Origin of the sequence: Methylobacterium oryzae (assembly GCF_036441375.1) — a bacterium.
In the GTDB taxonomy this organism is placed as follows: Bacteria; Pseudomonadota; Alphaproteobacteria; order Rhizobiales; family Beijerinckiaceae; genus Methylobacterium; species Methylobacterium oryzae_A.
The window spans coordinates 23,122-40,060 of the sequence record NZ_MLCA01000002.1 but is presented as its reverse complement, the minus strand read 5'-3'; the positions used below and the strand labels follow the sequence as shown (position 1 = coordinate 40,060).

Genomic DNA, 16,939 nt, shown 5'->3' with positions numbered 1-16,939 from the left:
CGTATCCTCTCAGTTCTCGTGTCGGTTGCCGTGGAGCCGGACGCCGCCGGAGACGTCGCCGATCGCGTCGACGACGCGGTTGGAGATGACGTCGCCGTAGCCGAGCGCTGTGGCGAGGCCGAAGCTCGCCATCGGGCCCGCCGCGTTGAGGGAGGCGACGCCGAGCTCGTGCAGGAGATCGGTGTAGAGGACGACGTCCTTGGTCATCAGCTTGCCGGTCAGGCCGCCTTCCAGGTAGTCGCCGTCCACGATCTTCGGGAAACGGTTCAGCGTCGCGAAATTGACGCCGCTCGACGCGTTCAGCACCTCCAGGAGCCGGTGCAGGTCGAGGCCGGCCTTCCGGCCCGCGACCATCACCTCCGCGGTGGCGGCGAGGCTGACCGCGTTCAGGAAGTTGTTGAGCAGCTTGGTCGTGTGGCCGGCGCCGGAGCCGCCCATCACGACGACCTTCCGGGCGATCGGCGCGAAGACCCAGCCCAGCCGGTCGATCACGGCCGGATCGCCCCCGACCATCAGGGTCAGCGTGCCATTCTCGGCCGCGGCGGCGCCGCCGGAGATGCCCGCATCCACGTAGGCGACGCCGCGCGCGGCCAGAGCCGCGGCGATGCGGCGCGTCGAGCTGGCGGCCGCCGTGCTGAGGTCGACGACGATCTGCCCGTCCCGGCAGCCCGCGAGGACGCCGTTCTCGCCCAGCACCACGCGCTCGACCACCTTGCTGTCGGGCAGCGACATCAGGATCACGTCGGCCGCCTCGACGACCGCGGCGATCGAGGCCGCTTCCGTCGCGCCCCAGCGCGAAGCGGCCTCCCGGTCGGTGTCAAAGCCGACCACATCGATCCCCGCCCCGGTCAGGCGGCTGGTCATGCGGCCGCCCATGTTGCCGAGCCCGATGAAGCCGATCCGGTTCCCGTTCATGCTGCGTCCTCCGCGCGGCATCCGGCTCAGTGCCCGGTGCCGAAATCGACGTCCCTGGTCTCCGGCCCGATGAGCGCGCCCACGGTGCCGATCAGGCCGCCGACGATCAGCAGGGCCACGGGCGTCAGCGCGAGCGGCATCAGCGCGCTCAGCCAGTCCATGTAGAAGGCGTAGAAGGACGGGATCACCACCGAGAGGCTGAAGCCGATGCCGAAGCCGGTGGCGCGGACATCGGTGGCGAAGCGCTCGTTGATGTAGGTGACGATGACGCCCCAGGGCGAGGTCACGATCACCGCCAGGAGGCTGACCAGCAGCACGCGGGTGCCGAACGCCATCTCGGGCGTGACGGTCAGCGTGTAGAGGATGTACGCGCCGACCGTCGCGATCAGCGGGCCGACGATCACGAAGAAGCGCCGGCGGCCGATGACCTGCCCCAGCAATCCGGAGCCGATGTAGCTGAAGAACAGGATCGTGTAGCAGATCATCAGCGTCGCGGTCAGCGCGAAGCCGTTGAGGTGCAGGGTCCTCACCAGCAAGCCGGTCGGCATGTAGATCGTGATGATGTTCTGCGTCATCCAGAAGCCGGTCATCAGCAGCAGGACCTGCAGGAGGTCGCGACCGGCCTTACCGGAGAGCAGTCCCGCCATGGGCGACGTCTCGGCCTGGACCGCCCCGGCGGCGGCCTCCTTCTTCCAGACCTCCGATTCCGAGACCTTGTGGACGTAGTAGAGGGCGAGCAGGCCGGCGAGCGCCGCGCCGACGATGAAGGGAATGCGCCAGCCCCAGACCGTGTAGGGCGACCCGGGCCCGTCGAGCGGGAACAGGTAGAACATCAGCATCGTGATGAGGTTGATGCTGACGTAGGCGGCCGGGAAGCCCGCGATGATCAGGCCGCCGACGAAGCCGCGCTTGTCCTTCTTGGAATACTCGATGGCGAGCGGCATCGCCCCGGTGTAGCCGCCGCCGAGGAAGATGCCGTCGAGGAAGCGCAGCAACACCAGCAAGATGTACGAGGCGAGGCCGAGCGTCTCGTAGCCGGGCAGCAGGCCGATCAGCAGCGTGATCACCCCGAAGCCCGCCACCGAGTAGATCGAGGCGGCCCGGCGGCCGACCTTGTCGGCGATCAGGCCGAAGATGAGCGCGCCGATCGGGCGGCCGAGAAGCGTGGTGATGAAGACCAGCGAGGCCAGCACCGTCTCCATCTGGGGAGACAGGTTCTTCGGCTGAAACATGAACATCACCGGCGCCAGCGCGACCACCGGCAGGTAGATGTCAAACATGTCGATGTATTCGGAGAAGAATGCGCCGCGTATGGCGCTCTTCCGCTTCTCCTCGATCGACTGGGACGCGGCCGGGCGCGCGCCCGCCGCGTCCGTTGCCAAGGCTGCCGACGTGACCGACATGGCGTCCTCCTCCCTGCTCGTTTGCCGCGCAATTTCTCGACTGCGTCGGTCCGGGGCGCGGGCTCGCGCCCGCGCGGTCGTTCGCGAAATCAGCGGTCGCCGGCCTGCTCCGCGTCCCACGCGGCGATCGCCGCGGAGGCGGTCCGGAAGGCGGCCAGAGCCGCCGGGGCGCCGCAATAGACGAGCGCCTGCATCAGCACGGCTCGGATCTCGTCCTTGGTCACGCCGTTGTTGAGCGCGCCTTTGACGTGGACACCGAGCTCGTGATGCTGGTTCATCGCGGTCAGCATCGCGATGTTGAGCATGCTGCGGGTCTTGAACGGCAGCGTCTCGTCGCCCCAGACCGCGCCCCAGCAATACTCGGTCACCAGCCGCTGCACCGGGCGGTTGAACGCGTCGGCATTGGCCCAGGACTTCTCGACATGGGCGGCGCCGAGGACGGTCTTGCGGTTCTCAAAACCCTGGCCGAACAGCTCGCTCTCGTCGGACATCTGGTTCTCCTGGTCGAGGCCGACGCGCGCGGGCGCCGGCCGCATCGCGCGGGACGGATCAGTCGAGGCCGAAGCCGATCATCGCCTTGGTCTCGAGGTATTCCTGGAGGCCGGCCTCGCCCCATTCCCGGCCGTTGCCGGACTGGCGGTAGCCGCCGAAGGGCGCGTGGACGTCCGGGGGCGGGTAGTTGATGTGGACCTGCCCGCCGACCAGCCGCCGCGCCACGGCGCGCGCCCGGTCGCGGTCCCGCCCCTGCACGTAGGCGGCGAGCCCGTAGCGCGAGCCGTTGGCGATCGCGACCGCGTCGTCCTCGCTGTCGTAGGCGAGGATCGACAGGACCGGGCCGAAGATCTCCTCGCGCGCGATGGTCATCTCGGGCGTCACGTCGGCGAAGATTGTCGGGCGGACGTAGAAGCCACGGTCGAGGTGGTCCGGCCGGTCCGGGCCGCCGGCGACGAGCCGCGCGCCCTCCGCGATGCCGGTGCGGATCAGCCCGACGACGCGCTCGTACTGGGTGCGATTGACCACCGGGCCGAGATCCGTCTCGGGATCGGCGGTCGGACCGAGCCGGAAACCCGCCGCGGCCTCGGCCGCGATGGCGGCCGCCTCGTCCATCCGGGCCCGGGGCACGAGCATCCGCGTCGGGATGGAGCAGGACTGGCCGGAATTGGTGCAGCAGGCCGCGACGCCGCGCCGGACCGCCTGATCGAAGTCGACGTCCTCAAGCAGGATGTTGGCGGACTTGCCGCCGAGCTCCTGCGCGACGCGCTTGATGGTCGGGGCCGCCGCCCGGGCGATCTCGATCCCGGCGCGGGTCGACCCGGTGAACGAGACCATGTCGATCCCCGGATGCGCGGCGATCGCGGCGCCGACGCCGGGGCCGTCCCCGTTCACGAGGTTGAACACGCCCGGCGGCACGCCGGCGTCGTGCAGGACCTGCGCGAACAGCATCGCGCTGACGGCCGAGTACTCGCTGGGCTTCAGCACCATCGTGCAGCCGGCCGCGAGCGCCGGGGCGATCTTCACGACGATCTGATTGATCGGCCAGTTCCACGGGGTGATCAGGCCGCAGACGCCGATCGGCTCGCGCCGGATCCGGGTGGTGCCGCGGTCCTCCTCGAAGGCGAAGCGCTCCATCACCGCGATGAGCGCGTTGAGGTGCGCCGGCCCGCGCGCCGCCTGCCCCTTGCGGGCGAAGCCGATGGGCGAGCCCATCTCCTGCCGGATCGTCTCGGCGAAGGTCTCGAACCGCTCCTCGAAGAGCGCCAGGATCCGGCGCAGGAGCGCGACGCGATCGGCGGGCGCCGTCTCCGAGAAGGCCGGGAAGGCGGCGCGGGCCGCGCGGACGGCCCGGTCGACGTCCTCGGCGCTGCCGAGCGCCAGGGTGCCGAACGCCGTCTCGGTGGCGGGATCGATCAGCGGGAACGGCCGGGCCGCGACCGGCTCGACCCAGGCGCCGTCGATGTAGAAGCGGCTCAGGTCCGGGAGCGCCATGGTCTCAGGCTCCCTCGGCCAGCAGGCGGTACATCTCGGTGTGGTCGGCCGCGGGCCCGACCTCGGCGGCGATGGCGTGCCAGGTCTCGATGCAGTGCCGGCCGAACCCGAGCGGGTAGTCGACCGAGTCTGCCAGAGCACCGGCGATGCCGAGATCCTTGTCCATCAGCTTCAGCGAGAAGCCCGAGGCGAAGCTGCCGCTGAGCATGAACTGCTTGACCTTGTTCTCGGAGGTGTTGCTGCGCCCGGAGGAGGCGTTGAGCACGTCGGTCATGGCCTCCGGCGCGATGCCGAAGCGCTGCGCCACGTGGAGCGCCTCGACGGTGGCGAGCAGGCCCGCGGCGGAGACGAAGTTGTTCAGCGCCTTGGCGGCGTGGCCCGATCCGGCCGGGCCAATATGCAGGACGGAGCTGCCCATCGCCTCCAGAACCGGCCGCCAGCGGGCGAGGAGATCGGCCTCGCCGCCGACGAGGATCGCGAGCGTGCCGTCAACCGCCCGCCGGACGCCGCCCGAGACCGGCGCGTCGAGATAGCCGAGCTCCTTCCCGGCGAGCGTCTCGCCGAGCGCGCGGGACCGCACCGGCTCCGAGGAGCTCATGTCGATCACGGTGGCGCCGGCCGGGAGCGCGTCGGCCCAGCCCTCGTCGAGCAGCACGGCCTCGACGATGGCCGAGTTCGGCAGCATCGTGATCAGCAGGTCGAGCCCGGCCGCGTTCTCCCGCGTGAGCGTCTCCGCGCCGATATCCCGGGTGAGCGCGTCGGTCCGGCCTGCGTCCGCGTCGAGCAGGCGGAGCGCGTGCCCCGCCCTGGCGAGGCACCGGCTCATGGGGTCGCCCATCATGCCGAGGCCGATGACGCCGATGGTTCTCTGTTCCATGCCGTGAATGTCCCTCTGGGCGACGACCGGAGCGGCCCGCCGCCGCGTGTCCCCGTCAGCGCAGGGCGGAGAAGTCCGTGGGGGTGAGGAAGGTGTTCTCGATCCGGGCGACGATCGGCCGGTCCTTCTCGGTCTCTGCGCGGGCGGCGATCCAGTCCGGATCGGCCTGGAAGGCGTTCCAGCGCGCCTCGCGCTGGGCCATGTCGTCCCACTTGAGCAGGTAGGTGAGCGCGTGGTTGTCGGGACCGACGAGCGTGGTCCAGAAGCCGACCTGCTCGATGCCGTATTTCTGGAAGAAGCCGAGCGTCGTGGAGCGGAACCGCTCCAGCAGCGCCGGCAGGCGTGTCGGGGCGCAGTAGTAGACGCGCATCTCGACGATCATGGAATCCTCCGGTCAGGTTGTCGGTGAAGCGGTCGGGGGCAGGTCGACGCGCGCGATCCAGCCGGCGACGTCGTCGGCCGCCGGCGGGTAGATCGCGAGAACCTGCGGATCGTGGCCCGGGACGATGTGATCCTCGGACTCGGCCAGACGCCGGATTGTCCGGTAGCCCTCGAACATGTCACCGAGGTTGTAGACGATCGGGTAGGCGAGCCGGCGTCCGATATTCGCGAAGAAGTGCGCGGCGTCGGAGGCCAGCACGACCCAGCCGCGCGCGGTGCGGACCCGGACGATCTGCAGGCCGTCCGAATGCCCGCCGACCCGGTGGAGGGTGATGCCCGGACAGAGCGTGTCGGTCGTCTCGCGGAAGCGGACGCGGTCCTCGAACAGGCGGTCGACCATCGCCTTCACGTCCTCTGCGGCGAAGGGGTGGCGGATCTCCGGGTGACACATGCACCGGCCGGTGCAGAAGGCCATCTCGCGTTCCTGGACGTGGAAGCGGGCGTTCGGGAACAGGTCGTGGTTGCCGGCGTGGTCGTAGTGCAGGTGGGTCAGGACGACGTCCTCGACCCGCAGCGGGTCGACCCCGATCCGCGCCAAGCCCTCCTCGACCGGCCGCACGATGTGACGGCCCCGCTTCGTCGCCATCGCCCGGTCGAAACCGGTGTCGACGACGACCGTCCTGCCGCCGCCGACGACGACCCAGACGAAGTAGTCGATCGGCATCGGACCGTCGTGGATGTCCCCGTCGATGAAGTTCTCGCGGGCCATGCGGTGATGATGCGCGTACTTGATCGCGTAGATCTTGTAGATCTCTGCGTCCATGCGGGCGTTTCCTTCAGGCGGCCGATTGATCCGGCTCTTCCTCGCGGATGCATCTCATCCGCGAACCGAATGGAGCACATCGTCCGACAATCTGTCAATCTGGCAAAACCGGGTCTGACGGCGCCGGTCATCGACCCCGCTCGGCGGACCCCGTGATAGGCTCCCGCTCCGATCAGGCCTGCGCGCCCGGGCGACGCATCGCGAAGCTGAACACCCAGAGGGACAGGCCGAGATTGATTGCCGCCACGGCCAGCATCACCTCCAGCAACGGCATCAGGCCGAACCATTCGGCGATGTAGCCGCAGGTTAGCGGGGTGATCGCCTGGCCGAGGAGCGGGAGGCGGGCGAGCCGGCCCATCGCCGCCGCGTAGTCGCGCTGTCCGTAGAGCGCCAGCGGCAGCGTCCCCCGCACGACGGTGCGCATGCCGTTGCCGGCGCCGTAGAGCAGCATCGCGAGCCAGGCCAGGGACGGCAGCGTCGCCAGAAGCAGCAGGCCCAGCCCGACGCTGGCGCTCGACAGGAGCAGGGACCAGGCCGGGTGGGCGCGGCGCCCGAAGGCGAGTTCGACGACGCGCACGCCGACCTGGGCGGGGCCGATCAGGCCGGTCAGGGCCACCGCCGCGGTCGCGCCGACGCCCAGCGTCTGCAGCAGGTTGAGCAGCTGCACCGAGGCGGCGGTCATGATCATCGCCGCCATGGTGAAGGTCACGGCGAGCAGGCGCTCGGCCGGCAGGCGCGCCGCCTCGGTCGAGCCGGCCGGCTCGTGGGGCCGGGGCGCAGCAGCGGGCGCGACCGCGGCCCGGCTCCGCGCCGGCAGGGCCCAGGCGAAGAGCGGGACCACGAGGGCGACGGACAGGATGGCGTAGGTGAGGCAGGCCCCGCGCCAGCCGACATGATCGACCAGGAACCGCGTGGCCGGCCAGCAGAGCGAGACCGCGAAGCCCGACGAGATCGCGATCTGGGTCATCGCCCCGCGCGCGGCGGCGCCGTAGGCCTGGCCGATCGCCGCGAAGAGCGGGTCGTAGAGTGCGGCCGACATGCCGAGGCCGGCGATCACCCACGCGAGCAGGAAGACCGGCAGGGACTGTGCGACCGCCATCAGCACGAGGCCGGCCGCGATGATCGTGGCGCCGGCGACCAGGACCGGCCGCCCACCGTGACGCCGGATCATGCGGCCGACGACGGGTGCCGGCAGGCCCGACACGAAGATCGCGAGCGAGAGCGCGCCCACCACCATCGCCTGCGGCCAGCCGGTCTCGGCGACGATCGGGTCCGAGACGACCGCGGTGAGGAAGAAGGTGCCACCCCACAGGACGATCTGCGTCACGCCGAGGGCGGCGTTCCCGGCGAGGGTCGGACGCGGCGGCGCCTTGGGCGGCTCAAAACTGCGCGCGGATGGGGCGCCGGGCACGATGATGACGTCTCCACTGGATCGCGTTCGAGGCTGCAGGGCCTCGAGCTTCACTAGCGCGCCGCCGGGCGCTCCAGCCCCGCAATCCTCGATCTGCAGCCGTGCGCGGGCTTCGGAGGTGACGGCGGGCTCGGCGGCGACCGGCCTCAGAGCCGCGCGGGATCCTCGGGCAGGAACCGCGCGACCGCGTCGTGGATCGTCGCGGCGATCTCCGCTTCCCGATGCTCGAGCGCGTCGAGCAGGCCCGATACCGCGACCGCGAGCGGGCGGCCCTTGCTGTCGATGCGCTTGGGCAGCGGGACCGCGATCGAGCCGGCGCCCGGCGTGACGAGGCCGCGGGAGAAGAAGTGCCCGTTCCGCCGCAGCCGCGCCAGATTGGCCAGGACGGCCGCGAGCGCGATCGGCGGCTGCTCGGCCGGTGCCTCGGCGTTCGTCCGGCGGACCAGCGGACCGATCTCGGCCTCTTGGCTGTCCGCGAGGAGCGCGGTGCCGGTCGCCGACCAGACGACGAGGCGGCGCGTCCCGGGCGGCACGTGGAAGCGCATGGCGGTGCGCGCCTGCAGGACGTGGACGTATTGCGAGAAGATCGCGTTGCGCGCGGCGAGGATCACCGTGCCGCCCGTGCGCTCGGAGAGGTGCTCGAGCATGCGCACGAGGCTGCCGTCGCGCACCGGCCCCTTGTCGAGCCACGCGCCGAGGAGCGCCACCCGGGGCGATGGCAGGAAGCTGCGGCGCGCCGGGTCGTAATCGAGGTAGCCGAGACGGACGAGGCTCTTCAGGAGCACCGAGGTCGAGGATTGCGGAAAGTTCAGCCGCTCGGCGATCTCGGAGACCCGGGCCTCGCGCTGGATCTCGTCGAACAGCTCCAGGATCTGGAGCACCCGTCCGGCGGACTTGACCAGGGTCAGATCCGCGCCGGCGGGATCGGCCCCCACCGTCAGGTCGGTGCACGCGGCGCCCCGCTCACCGATGCCCTCACCCATGTGGGAACCCGCGGACCGGCTCTCGCGGAGGCCGCATGGTTCGTACCGGCCCTGATCGCCCCTGCGCGAATCCGGTGTTCTCGCGGCGCATCGCCGGCGCGTCTCCCCTGCGGCAGCGCGAGCCCGCGCGCCATCGGCCGGCAGTATAGCGCCTGCACCGACGACACGCCCCATCACACATGTGATATTCTTCAGCAGATGGGCGATGGCGGTTGAAGCCGGGTGCGCGCTCTGCCCTACTCGCCCGCGGTGTCGGGCTCGTCTGACCGACCGGCACCGGGAGACCGCGCGGCAAGCGCGGCCCTGTTCGGGAGGAATGCCGATGTCGATCCGCCACGCGGCCGTCGCCGCGCGCCTCCTCGCCGCCGCCCTGATGCTCCCGGCCCTCGGCGGGGCGGCGCGGGCCGAGACGGCCTCCGTCCGCATCGGCCTGCAATACGGCCTCGTCTACCTGCCGGTGATGATCGCGCAGAGCGAGGGGCTGTTCGACAAGCGCGCCAAGGAAGCCGGGCTCGACGGGCTGACCGTGACGCTGACCCGGTTCAGCGGCTCGTCCGCGATGAACGACGCGCTGCTCTCCGACAGCGTCGAACTCGGCACCCTCGGCTCGGCCGGTGCCCTGATCGCGTGGGACAAGACCCGTGGGAGCCAGCAGATCAAGAGCCTCACCGCCCTGAGTTCGGTCGTATACACGCTGTTCACCGGCAAGCCCGGCGTCGCCGCGCTGAAGGACTTCACCTTCGGCGACAAGATCGCGGTCCCGGCCTTCAACTCACCCCAGGCGATCCTGCTGCGGGTCGCGGCGGCCCAGCAGCTCGGCGGATCGGCCAAGGCCGACGCGCTGATGGTAAGCCTGCCCCATCCGGACGCCACCGCGGCGATGCGCGCCGGACAGGGCATCGCCGGCTACTTCGCCACGCCGCCGTTCACGCAGGTCCTGCAGGCCGATCCCAAGATCCGGACGGTCATGACCTCGACCGGCCTGATCGGCAGCGGCGACATCACCGCCGCCACCCTGAACGCCAAGCAGGGCTTCGTCGACGCGAATCCGAAGGTCGCGCAGGCGATCCGCGCCGGGATGGAGGACGCGGTCGCGCTGATCCGCAGCGACCCCAAGCGCGCGGCCACGATCTACCTCGCCTCCGAGCAGGTGCAGATCGACCGCGCGCAGGTCGAGACGATCCTGACCGACGGGTCCATCGTCTACGACGTGGCGCCGAAGGGCATGGTCAACCTCGCCAAGGCGATGGCGACACAGGGCTTCCTGCGGAAGGTCCCGGGCGACTGGCAGGAGATCTTCTTCCCCGGCCTCGAGGGCCGCGACGGCAGCTGAGCGGCCCGGATCCCGCGCCGCCCGCCCGTCCCGCCGCTCACGGAGCCCCGATGCACAGTTTCCGCTTCAGCGCCGAGCCGCTCCCGCCCGAGGCCGAGGCCGCGCGCGCCTCTGTCCGCGCCTTCCTCGACGCGGAACGGGCGGACGGCCATTTCGTGCCGCACCGGACCTCGTGGACGACCTTCGACGCCGCCTTCAGCCGGCGCGCCGGCGCAGCGGGCTTCATCGGCCTGACCCTGCCGGAGGCCTATGGCGGCCACGCCCGATCCGGCCTCGTCCGCTTCGTCGTCACCGAGGAGATGCTGGCGGCCGGTGCGCCCTGCGGCGCGCACTGGATCGCCGACCGCCAGTCGGGTCCGCAGATCCTGCGACACGGCACCGAGGCGGCCAAGCGGGCGATCCTGCCGCGCATCTGCAGCGGGGAATGCGCCTTCGGCATCGGCATGAGCGAGCCGAATTCCGGCTCGGACCTCGCCGCCGTGCGGACCCGGGCAGTGCGCGACGGCGACGGCTGGGTCATCAACGGCTCCAAGATCTGGACGACGAACGCCCATCAGGTCGACTACCTGCTCGCCCTGGTCCGGACCGGCGAGCCCGGGCCGGACCGGCACGGCGGGCTGACCCAGTTCATCGTCGACATGGCGGCCCCGGGGGTGACGGTGCGGCCGATCCTCGACCTGTCGGGCCATCACGAGTTCAACGAGGTGTTCTTCACCGATCACCGCGTGCCCGACGCGATGCGGGTCGGTGCGGAGGGCGCGGGCTGGGGCCTCGTCACGGAGGAGCTCGCCTTCGAGCGCTCGGGGCCCGACCGGTTCCTGTCGGATTACCGGCTGCTCGTCGAACTCGTCGACCGGATCGGGCCGGAACCCGACCGGTTCCAGGCGGTCGAGACCGGGCGGATGGTCGCGCAGCTCACGGCGCTGCTGGGCATGTCGGCCTCGGTGGCCCGCCTGCTCGACCGGGGCATCGTGCCAAGCGTCGCGGCGGCTCTGGTCAAGGACGTCGGCAACGGCTTCGAGCGCGCGGTGCCGGAGATCGCCCGGCGGCTGGTGCCGGTCGAGCCGAGCCTCGCGGCCCAGGGCGACGCCTTCCGCGAGGCTTTGGGCGGCGTCACGCTGAGGGCGCCGTCCTTCACGCTGCGCGGCGGCACCCGCGAGGTCCTGCGCGGCGTCATCGCCCGCGGGCTGGGGCTGCGATGAGCCGGACCGAGCACGCCGCGGAGGAGACCGGCGACGAGGTCGCCGGGATCGTCCTGGATCAGGTCGAGCGCCTGCTCGCCCAGCACCTCACGCCGGCGCTGCGCACGGCCTGCGACGGCGCCGCAGGAGCGGCCGCCTGGCCCGCGGATCTCTGGTCGGCGCTGGCCGAGAACGGCCTGCCGCTGGCGCTGGTTTCCGAGGCGGACGGCGGGTTCGGCCTCGCGGCCGGCACCGCCGCCCGGCTGATCCGGCGCTGCGGCCGGGCCGCCCTGCCCCTTCACCGCCCGCAGGGGCGCGAGCAGGCCGGATCCGTCGGGCAGCGGGCCGCTTCCGAGGGCGGCGTCGATCCGCGCCGCGAGCGCCGGCGCGACGAACCAGCCGTCCCGCTCAAGGGCCGGCCGGCCGAGCCCTCGCCCGCGCACGAGCGCCGCCAGGGCCTCGGCCGGGTCGGCGCCGTCCGGATAGGCCTGGATGTCGTCGAGCCACGTGTTGGCGGCCGCGCCCGGCAGTTCGAGCTGCCGGACCAGGAGGGCCGGGTTGCCCTCCGCCGGCACGAGCAGGGCCTGGAAGGCGAAGTAGCCCGCCGTCTGGCGACCGGTCAGCCAGTAGATCGTCTCCGGGCCGGTCACCACGAGGGCGTCGTGGCCCGCCGCCGCGATGGCGGCCCGGGCCGCCGCCTGCCGGGCGGCGAACTCCGCCTCCGGGAAGGCCGCCTCGCGGCCGCGCAGGTGGGTGAATTCGTGCATCGCGCCGCCCTCGCCCCAGACTCCGCTCAGACTTCGCTCAGGCGCCGGATGATGCCCTGCTTGAAATTCTCGAGATGGGCCGCGATGGCGTCCGCCGCCGCCGCCGCGTCCCGGGCCCGCAGGGCGGCGACCACCGCGAGGTGCTCGCGATGGACCGCCTCGAACCGCTCGGGCATCCGGCTCAGGTTGAACATCTGCGTCTTGAGCCGCAGGTCCTTGATCGTCTTGGCGAGGATCGCATTGTGGCTGTGATCCGCGATCAGGTCGTGGAAGCGCCGGTCGACCTCCCAGTTGCCCGGCGCGTCCGGGTCGCCCGCCGCCAGGAGCGCCTCCATCTGCCGCTGCAGGTCCGCCAGCACCGCGTCGGCGATCCGGCCGGTCGCTAGCACGACGCTCTCCCGCTCCAGCAGGCGGCGAACATGCAGGATCTCGATCAGGTCGCGCAGGGAGAATTCCTTGACCACCAGCATTCCGCCGGGCTGCCGCTCGATCAGCCCCTCGGTCTCCAGCCGCGACATCGCCTCGCGGGTCGGGGTCCGGGAGATGTCGAGCATCTCGGCGAGGCGGCGCTCGTGCAGCACCGTGCCGGCCGGAAGGTCGCGGCGGACGAGCATGTCGAGCAGCCGGTCGTAGGCCATCTGGCCGAGGCTCTGCTCGCGCCGGGCACTGAGCGCCGTCGTGTACGACGATGCGTCGAGGGTCTTCATGGCGTCCTCCCGGAGCGGCCGTCCGGGCCGCCCCCATTTTCTTGTTCTCCGGCGTCCGCCGCGCCCGCCTACATGGCGGGCGTGCGGATCGGCGCCTTCGGGGCCGGGTCATAGCCGATCAGCGGCGTGACGAGCTTGGCATAGGTACCGTCAGCGATCATCTCGGCCAGGGCCTTGTTGACGGCGGCGTGCAGGTTCGGCTTGCCCTTCTTGATGGCGAAGCCCTTCTGAACCGTGCTCAGTGGGGTCTCGATCATCACCAGGGGCAGCTTGCGCGCCTTGATGGCGTAGTTGCCGGCCACCGCGTCGTTGATCACCGCGTCGATGTTGCCGCCGACGAGATCCTGCATGGCGTCCGCGGCAGTCTTGTAGCTCTTCAGGTTGGCGCCGTGCTCCTCGGCGAGCTTGCCGAAGGTCGAGGCCGAGAGCGCCCCGACGTTGCGGCCCTTGAGATCCTCCGGCCCCTTGATGCCGGTATCCTTGCGGGTGACGATCCGCGCTCCGGATTCGAGCCACCCGTCCGCGAAGGCGACCTGCTTCTGCCGGGCGGGGGTGATGTCCATCGACTCGCTGGTGATGTCGTACTGATCGGCCATCAGGCCCACCAGCAGGGCGTCGAACTTGATGTTGACCGGGCTGTACTCGAGCCCGATCCGCCGGCAGACCTCGCGCATCACCCGGACTTCCAGCCCGTCAAGCTCGCCGCTCGGCGCGCGCATGCTGAAGGGCGCGAAGGTGCTGTCCGTCGCCACGATCAGCTTGCCGGGCTCGATCAGCTCCAGCTTGCCCTCGGCCGCGCGGGTCGCGGGGGCGGCGAGGAGGCCGGCGCCGAGGCTGGCGCAGAGGGCGGCGAGGGCGAGGACGTGGCGGCGGTTCATGGTGATCTCCGGTCTCGGGACGGGGCGGGAGGTGTCGGCCGCGGCCCGTCCCGCGGCGGGGGAAGGCTCAGGACAGGCGGGCGTAGCGCCGCTCGAAATAGGCCGAGAGCTGCGACAGGATCGACGTGAGGCCGAGGTAGATCAGCGCCGCCGCGATGTAGAAATCGAACGGCCGGAAGGTCGTGGCGATCATGAGCTGCGCGTAGAGCGTCAGTTCCACGACCGTGATCGTCGACAGGAGCGAGGTGTTCTTGACCGCCGAGATCGCCTCGTTGGTCAGCGAGGGCAGGATCATGCGGAAGACCTGGGGCAGGACGATCCGCACCATCATGATCCGCGGGTTCATGCCGAGCGCGAGCGCCGACTCGACCTGACCGCGGGGGATCGCCGCGAGGCCGGCCCGGATGGTCTCGGCCACGTAGGCGCCGCTGCTGACGCCCAGCGCGATGATGCCGGCCGTGATCGGCGAGAGCTTCACCCCGATCTGCGGCATGCCGAAATACACGATGAAGATCTGGACCAGGGTCGGCGTGCCCCGGATGAACCAGACGTAGAAGCTCGCCAGCGCCCGGAAGGGCGCGAAGGACGAGCGCTTGCCCAGCGCCCCGAGCAGGCCGCAGACCCAGCTCACCAGGATGCTCGCCACCGTGACGCCGAGCACGACCAGGGTCGCCGAGAGGAAGCCGGGGCCGTAGGTGACGACCTCGTCTGAGAGGGTGAGCCACCATTCCTGCAACGCCGTGCCGCTCATCGCCGTCCGATCTCCTCGAGGATGGGCCGGCGGCTCACGCCGTCTGTCCGGGCGCGGCGGGCTGATGCAGCACGCGCCGGAGGAACTGGCGCAGCCGCTCGCTCCGGGGCGCGCCGATGATGTCGTCCGGCGGCCCGTCCTCGGCGATCACGCCGCCGTCGAAGAACAGGGTGCGGGTGCCGACATCCCGGGCGAAGGCCATCTCGTGGGTGACGAGCAGCATCGTCATCCCGTCCGCCGCGAGGGAACCCATCAGCGCCAGCACCTCGCCCACCAGCTCCGGGTCCAGGGCCGAGGTCACCTCGTCGAACAGCATCACCTTGGGCGCCATCGCCAGGGCGCGCACGATCGCCACGCGCTGCTGCTGCCCGCCGGAGAGCTTCGACGGGTAGGCGTGCCGCTTCTCGTAGAGGCCGATGCGCTGGAGCAGCGCCTCGGCCTCCGCGACCGCCTGCCGGCGCGGCAGCCGGCGCACCCGGATCGGCGCCTCGATGACGTTCTCCAGCACGGTCATGTGCGGCCAGAGATTGTAGCTCTGGAAGACCATGCCGATCCGCGCGCGCAGCTCGCAGAGCTGCTGCGGCGTCGGCTGGCGGCGGGCGCCCTGCTCGTAGTCGAAGGCGAAGCGCTCGAAATCCATGAAGCCGGAGGTCGGCGTCTCCATGAGGTTCAGGCAGCGCAGGAACGTGCTCTTGCCCGAGCCGCTCGCGCCGATGATCGACACGACCTCGCCCTCGTGGATGTCGAGAGAGATGCCCTTCAGGACCTCGTTGGCACCGTAGCTCTTGTGCAGCTTCCTGATCTTCAGGAGCGGAGGCGCGGCCGTGTCGATCTGAGCCATCGTCGAACCTGCTGTGATGCGGTCATGCCGCGGTTCTCTGCTTCGAGCCGCGCAAGTCCGGCGCAAATCTGCTGATATTGTGCTTGGAAGATCTATAAAAACGGAGATTTTATTTCGAAATCGACCAGTTTTACGTTGCCAAGACCGCTTCGATGCCTTAGCAGAGCCGGTATACCGCCGGCATTCAAGCGGTATTTTTGAGCATGGCTGCCTCCGACATGGTCATCGAGCTCCTCGGTTCCGGTATTCCCTTCGCGACCGCGCCGAACCTGTGCCTCATTGTTCAGCCGCTGGACCGGCTCGGGCCGGCGCGTCGGCGGGCTCCGGCCTTGGATTACCGCGCCGGCCGCGGTCCCGCGATCCGCGCCGAACCGGATGCCGGGGATCGGCGACGGTCGGGGGCCGCGCGCAGCGGGCAGCCGGCATGACCGGCCTCGCGATCGACCCGGATTTCTGTGCCGGCCTATTCGCCGAGCTTCTGAGCTTCAGCCAGGACGTCCCCGGCGTGACGCGGGCGGCCTACGGCGCCGGCGAGGAGCGCGCCCACGCCCTGATGCGCTCCACCGGGCTGGCGCTCGGGCTGACCGCCGAGACCGACGCGGCCGGCAACCTGTTCCTGACGATGGCGGGCCGCGACCCGGCGCTGCCGCACTGGATGGTCGGGTCGCACGTCGACACGGTGCCCCACGGGGGCAATTTCGACGGGGCGGCGGGCGTGATCGGCGGTCTCGCGGCCGTGGAGGCCCTGCGCCGGGCGGGGATCGTGCCGGCGCGTCCCGTGACGGTGGCGGTGTTCCGGGCCGAGGAGAGCGTGTGGTTCCCGGCCTCCTATGTCGGGAGCCGGGCCGCGTTCGGCCTGCTGCCGCCCGAGGTGCTCGATCTGCCCCGCGCCGATACCGGCCGGAGCCTGCGCGACCACATGGCCGACCTCGGCCTGCGGCCGGAGGCGGTGGCGCGGGGCGAGCGGCTCCTCGACCCGGCGCGGATCCACGGCTTCGTGGAGATGCATATCGAGCAGGGTCCGGCGCTGGAGGCGGCCGGGATCCCTGTCGGCTTCGTCACGGCGATCAGCGGCAGCTTCCGCTACCGCAAGGCAGCCTGCTACGGCCGCTACGGCCATTCCGGTGCCGTGGCGCGGGGCGAGCGCAGCGACGCCGTCTTCGCCCTCGCCGACCTGATCGCCGGCCTGGACGCGCTCTGGGGCACGCTGGAGGCGGAGGGCTCCCCGGCCACGATCACGCTGGGCGAGGTCGCCACCGACCCGGTCCAGCACGCCTTCGCCAAGATCCCCGGCGAGGTCCGCTTCTGCCTCGACGTGCGCAGCACCGAGCCTTCCGTCCTCGACCGGGTCGAGGTGGCGCTCGCCGAGCGCGTCGCCGCCGTCGAGGCCGCCCGCTCGGTGCGCTTCGTCCTGGGCGAGCGCACCGGCAGCACCCCGGCGCGGATGAGCGCCGCGCTGGTCGAGGCCCTGTCCGGGCACGCGCGCCGGCTCGGGACGCCGTTCCGCACGATGGCGAGCGGGGCGGGGCACGACACCGCGACGCTGGCCGGCCAGGGCGTGCCGAGCACGATGATCTTCATCCGCAACCAGAACGGCAGCCACAACCCCGACGAGGCGATGCGGATCGAGGATCTCTGCGCGGCCGCGACCCTGGTGGCCCACCTCGCCGCCGAAGCCTGACCCCGCGCGAGAGAAAGGATG

17 protein-coding genes and 1 pseudogene are annotated in these 16,939 nt (G+C 71.1%); 4 read left to right on the top strand and 14 right to left on the bottom strand.

Annotation, left to right across the window (positions count from 1 at the left end; genetic code table 11):
- Positions 1–9: 9 nt before the first annotated feature.
- The 9 genes from MOTC310_RS08545 to MOTC310_RS08505 all read right to left on the bottom strand — a co-directional run bounded on the left by MOTC310_RS08545 (position 10) and on the right by MOTC310_RS08505 (position 8,779).
- Positions 10–915, bottom strand: coding sequence for an NAD(P)-dependent oxidoreductase (locus MOTC310_RS08545; protein ID WP_331301510.1), 906 nt, complete (start codon positions 913–915; stop codon positions 10–12).
- Positions 916–941: 26 nt separating this feature from the next.
- Positions 942–2,318, bottom strand: coding sequence for an MFS transporter (locus MOTC310_RS08540; RefSeq protein WP_331301509.1), 1,377 nt, complete (start codon positions 2,316–2,318; stop codon positions 942–944).
- 89 nt (positions 2,319–2,407) lie between these two features.
- Positions 2,408–2,809, bottom strand: coding sequence for a carboxymuconolactone decarboxylase family protein (locus tag MOTC310_RS08535; RefSeq protein WP_149313681.1), 402 nt, complete (start codon positions 2,807–2,809; stop codon positions 2,408–2,410).
- 58 nt (positions 2,810–2,867) lie between these two features.
- A complete protein-coding gene (locus tag MOTC310_RS08530) occupies positions 2,868–4,304 on the bottom strand; it encodes an aldehyde dehydrogenase family protein (RefSeq protein ID WP_331301508.1) in 1,437 nt (478 codons plus the stop codon).
- Positions 4,305–4,308: 4 nt separating this feature from the next.
- Positions 4,309–5,181: an NAD(P)-dependent oxidoreductase gene (locus tag MOTC310_RS08525; protein WP_331301507.1), complete on the bottom strand. Its 873-nt coding sequence runs from the start codon at positions 5,179–5,181 to the stop codon at positions 4,309–4,311.
- A gap of 55 nt (positions 5,182–5,236) precedes the next feature.
- The gene (locus MOTC310_RS08520) at positions 5,237–5,563 is read right to left on the bottom strand and encodes an NIPSNAP family protein (RefSeq protein WP_149313684.1); all 327 of its coding nucleotides are present in this window, start codon (positions 5,561–5,563) and stop codon (positions 5,237–5,239) included.
- A 12-nt stretch (positions 5,564–5,575) separates the two neighbouring features.
- A complete protein-coding gene (locus MOTC310_RS08515) occupies positions 5,576–6,385 on the bottom strand; it encodes an N-acyl homoserine lactonase family protein (RefSeq protein ID WP_331301506.1) in 810 nt (269 codons plus the stop codon).
- A 172-nt stretch (positions 6,386–6,557) separates the two neighbouring features.
- Positions 6,558–7,796, bottom strand: coding sequence for an MFS transporter (locus tag MOTC310_RS08510; RefSeq protein WP_331301505.1), 1,239 nt, complete (start codon positions 7,794–7,796; stop codon positions 6,558–6,560).
- A gap of 146 nt (positions 7,797–7,942) precedes the next feature.
- Positions 7,943–8,779: an IclR family transcriptional regulator gene (locus tag MOTC310_RS08505; RefSeq protein WP_246695446.1), complete on the bottom strand. Its 837-nt coding sequence runs from the start codon at positions 8,777–8,779 to the stop codon at positions 7,943–7,945.
- A 322-nt stretch (positions 8,780–9,101) separates the two neighbouring features.
- Here MOTC310_RS08505 and MOTC310_RS08500 point away from each other — a divergent pair, with 322 nt between their 5' ends.
- Both MOTC310_RS08500 and MOTC310_RS08495 read left to right on the top strand, forming a co-directional pair.
- Positions 9,102–10,112 (top strand): ABC transporter substrate-binding protein, encoded by a 1,011-nt coding sequence (locus MOTC310_RS08500; protein WP_331301504.1) that lies wholly within the window; start codon positions 9,102–9,104, stop codon positions 10,110–10,112.
- 50 nt (positions 10,113–10,162) lie between these two features.
- The gene (locus tag MOTC310_RS08495; protein WP_331301503.1) at positions 10,163–11,314 is read left to right on the top strand and encodes an acyl-CoA dehydrogenase family protein; all 1,152 of its coding nucleotides are present in this window, start codon (positions 10,163–10,165) and stop codon (positions 11,312–11,314) included.
- Positions 11,315–11,652: 338 nt separating this feature from the next.
- Here the strand turns inward: MOTC310_RS08495 and MOTC310_RS08490 are convergent.
- The 5 genes and pseudogenes from MOTC310_RS08490 to MOTC310_RS08470 all read right to left on the bottom strand — a co-directional run.
- Positions 11,653–12,060: pseudogene (locus tag MOTC310_RS08490) on the bottom strand (aminopeptidase P family N-terminal domain-containing protein); the annotation flags it as partial.
- 26 nt (positions 12,061–12,086) lie between these two features.
- The gene (locus MOTC310_RS08485; protein ID WP_331292640.1) at positions 12,087–12,767 is read right to left on the bottom strand and encodes a GntR family transcriptional regulator; all 681 of its coding nucleotides are present in this window, start codon (positions 12,765–12,767) and stop codon (positions 12,087–12,089) included.
- Positions 12,768–12,835: 68 nt separating this feature from the next.
- Entirely contained in the window at positions 12,836–13,645 is an 810-nt protein-coding gene (locus MOTC310_RS08480) for a transporter substrate-binding domain-containing protein (protein WP_331292638.1), read from the bottom strand.
- A 67-nt stretch (positions 13,646–13,712) separates the two neighbouring features.
- Positions 13,713–14,396 (bottom strand): amino acid ABC transporter permease, encoded by a 684-nt coding sequence (locus tag MOTC310_RS08475; protein WP_331292637.1) that lies wholly within the window; start codon positions 14,394–14,396, stop codon positions 13,713–13,715.
- A 34-nt stretch (positions 14,397–14,430) separates the two neighbouring features.
- On the bottom strand, positions 14,431–15,237 hold the full coding sequence (locus MOTC310_RS08470; RefSeq protein WP_331292636.1) for an amino acid ABC transporter ATP-binding protein: 807 nt from the start codon (positions 15,235–15,237) through the stop codon (positions 14,431–14,433).
- Positions 15,238–15,455: 218 nt separating this feature from the next.
- On the opposite strand from MOTC310_RS08470, the gene MOTC310_RS08465 reads away from it, so the two are divergent.
- Together MOTC310_RS08465 and MOTC310_RS08460 are read left to right on the top strand one after the other, a co-directional pair.
- Complete coding sequence (locus MOTC310_RS08465; RefSeq protein ID WP_331301502.1) at positions 15,456–15,665, top strand: hypothetical protein; 210 nt, start codon at positions 15,456–15,458, stop codon at positions 15,663–15,665.
- Entirely contained in the window at positions 15,662–16,918 is a 1,257-nt protein-coding gene (locus MOTC310_RS08460; protein ID WP_331292635.1) for a Zn-dependent hydrolase, read from the top strand. Before MOTC310_RS08465 ends, MOTC310_RS08460 begins: the two co-directional genes overlap by 4 nt.
- The last annotated feature ends 21 nt before the right edge of the window (positions 16,919–16,939 follow it).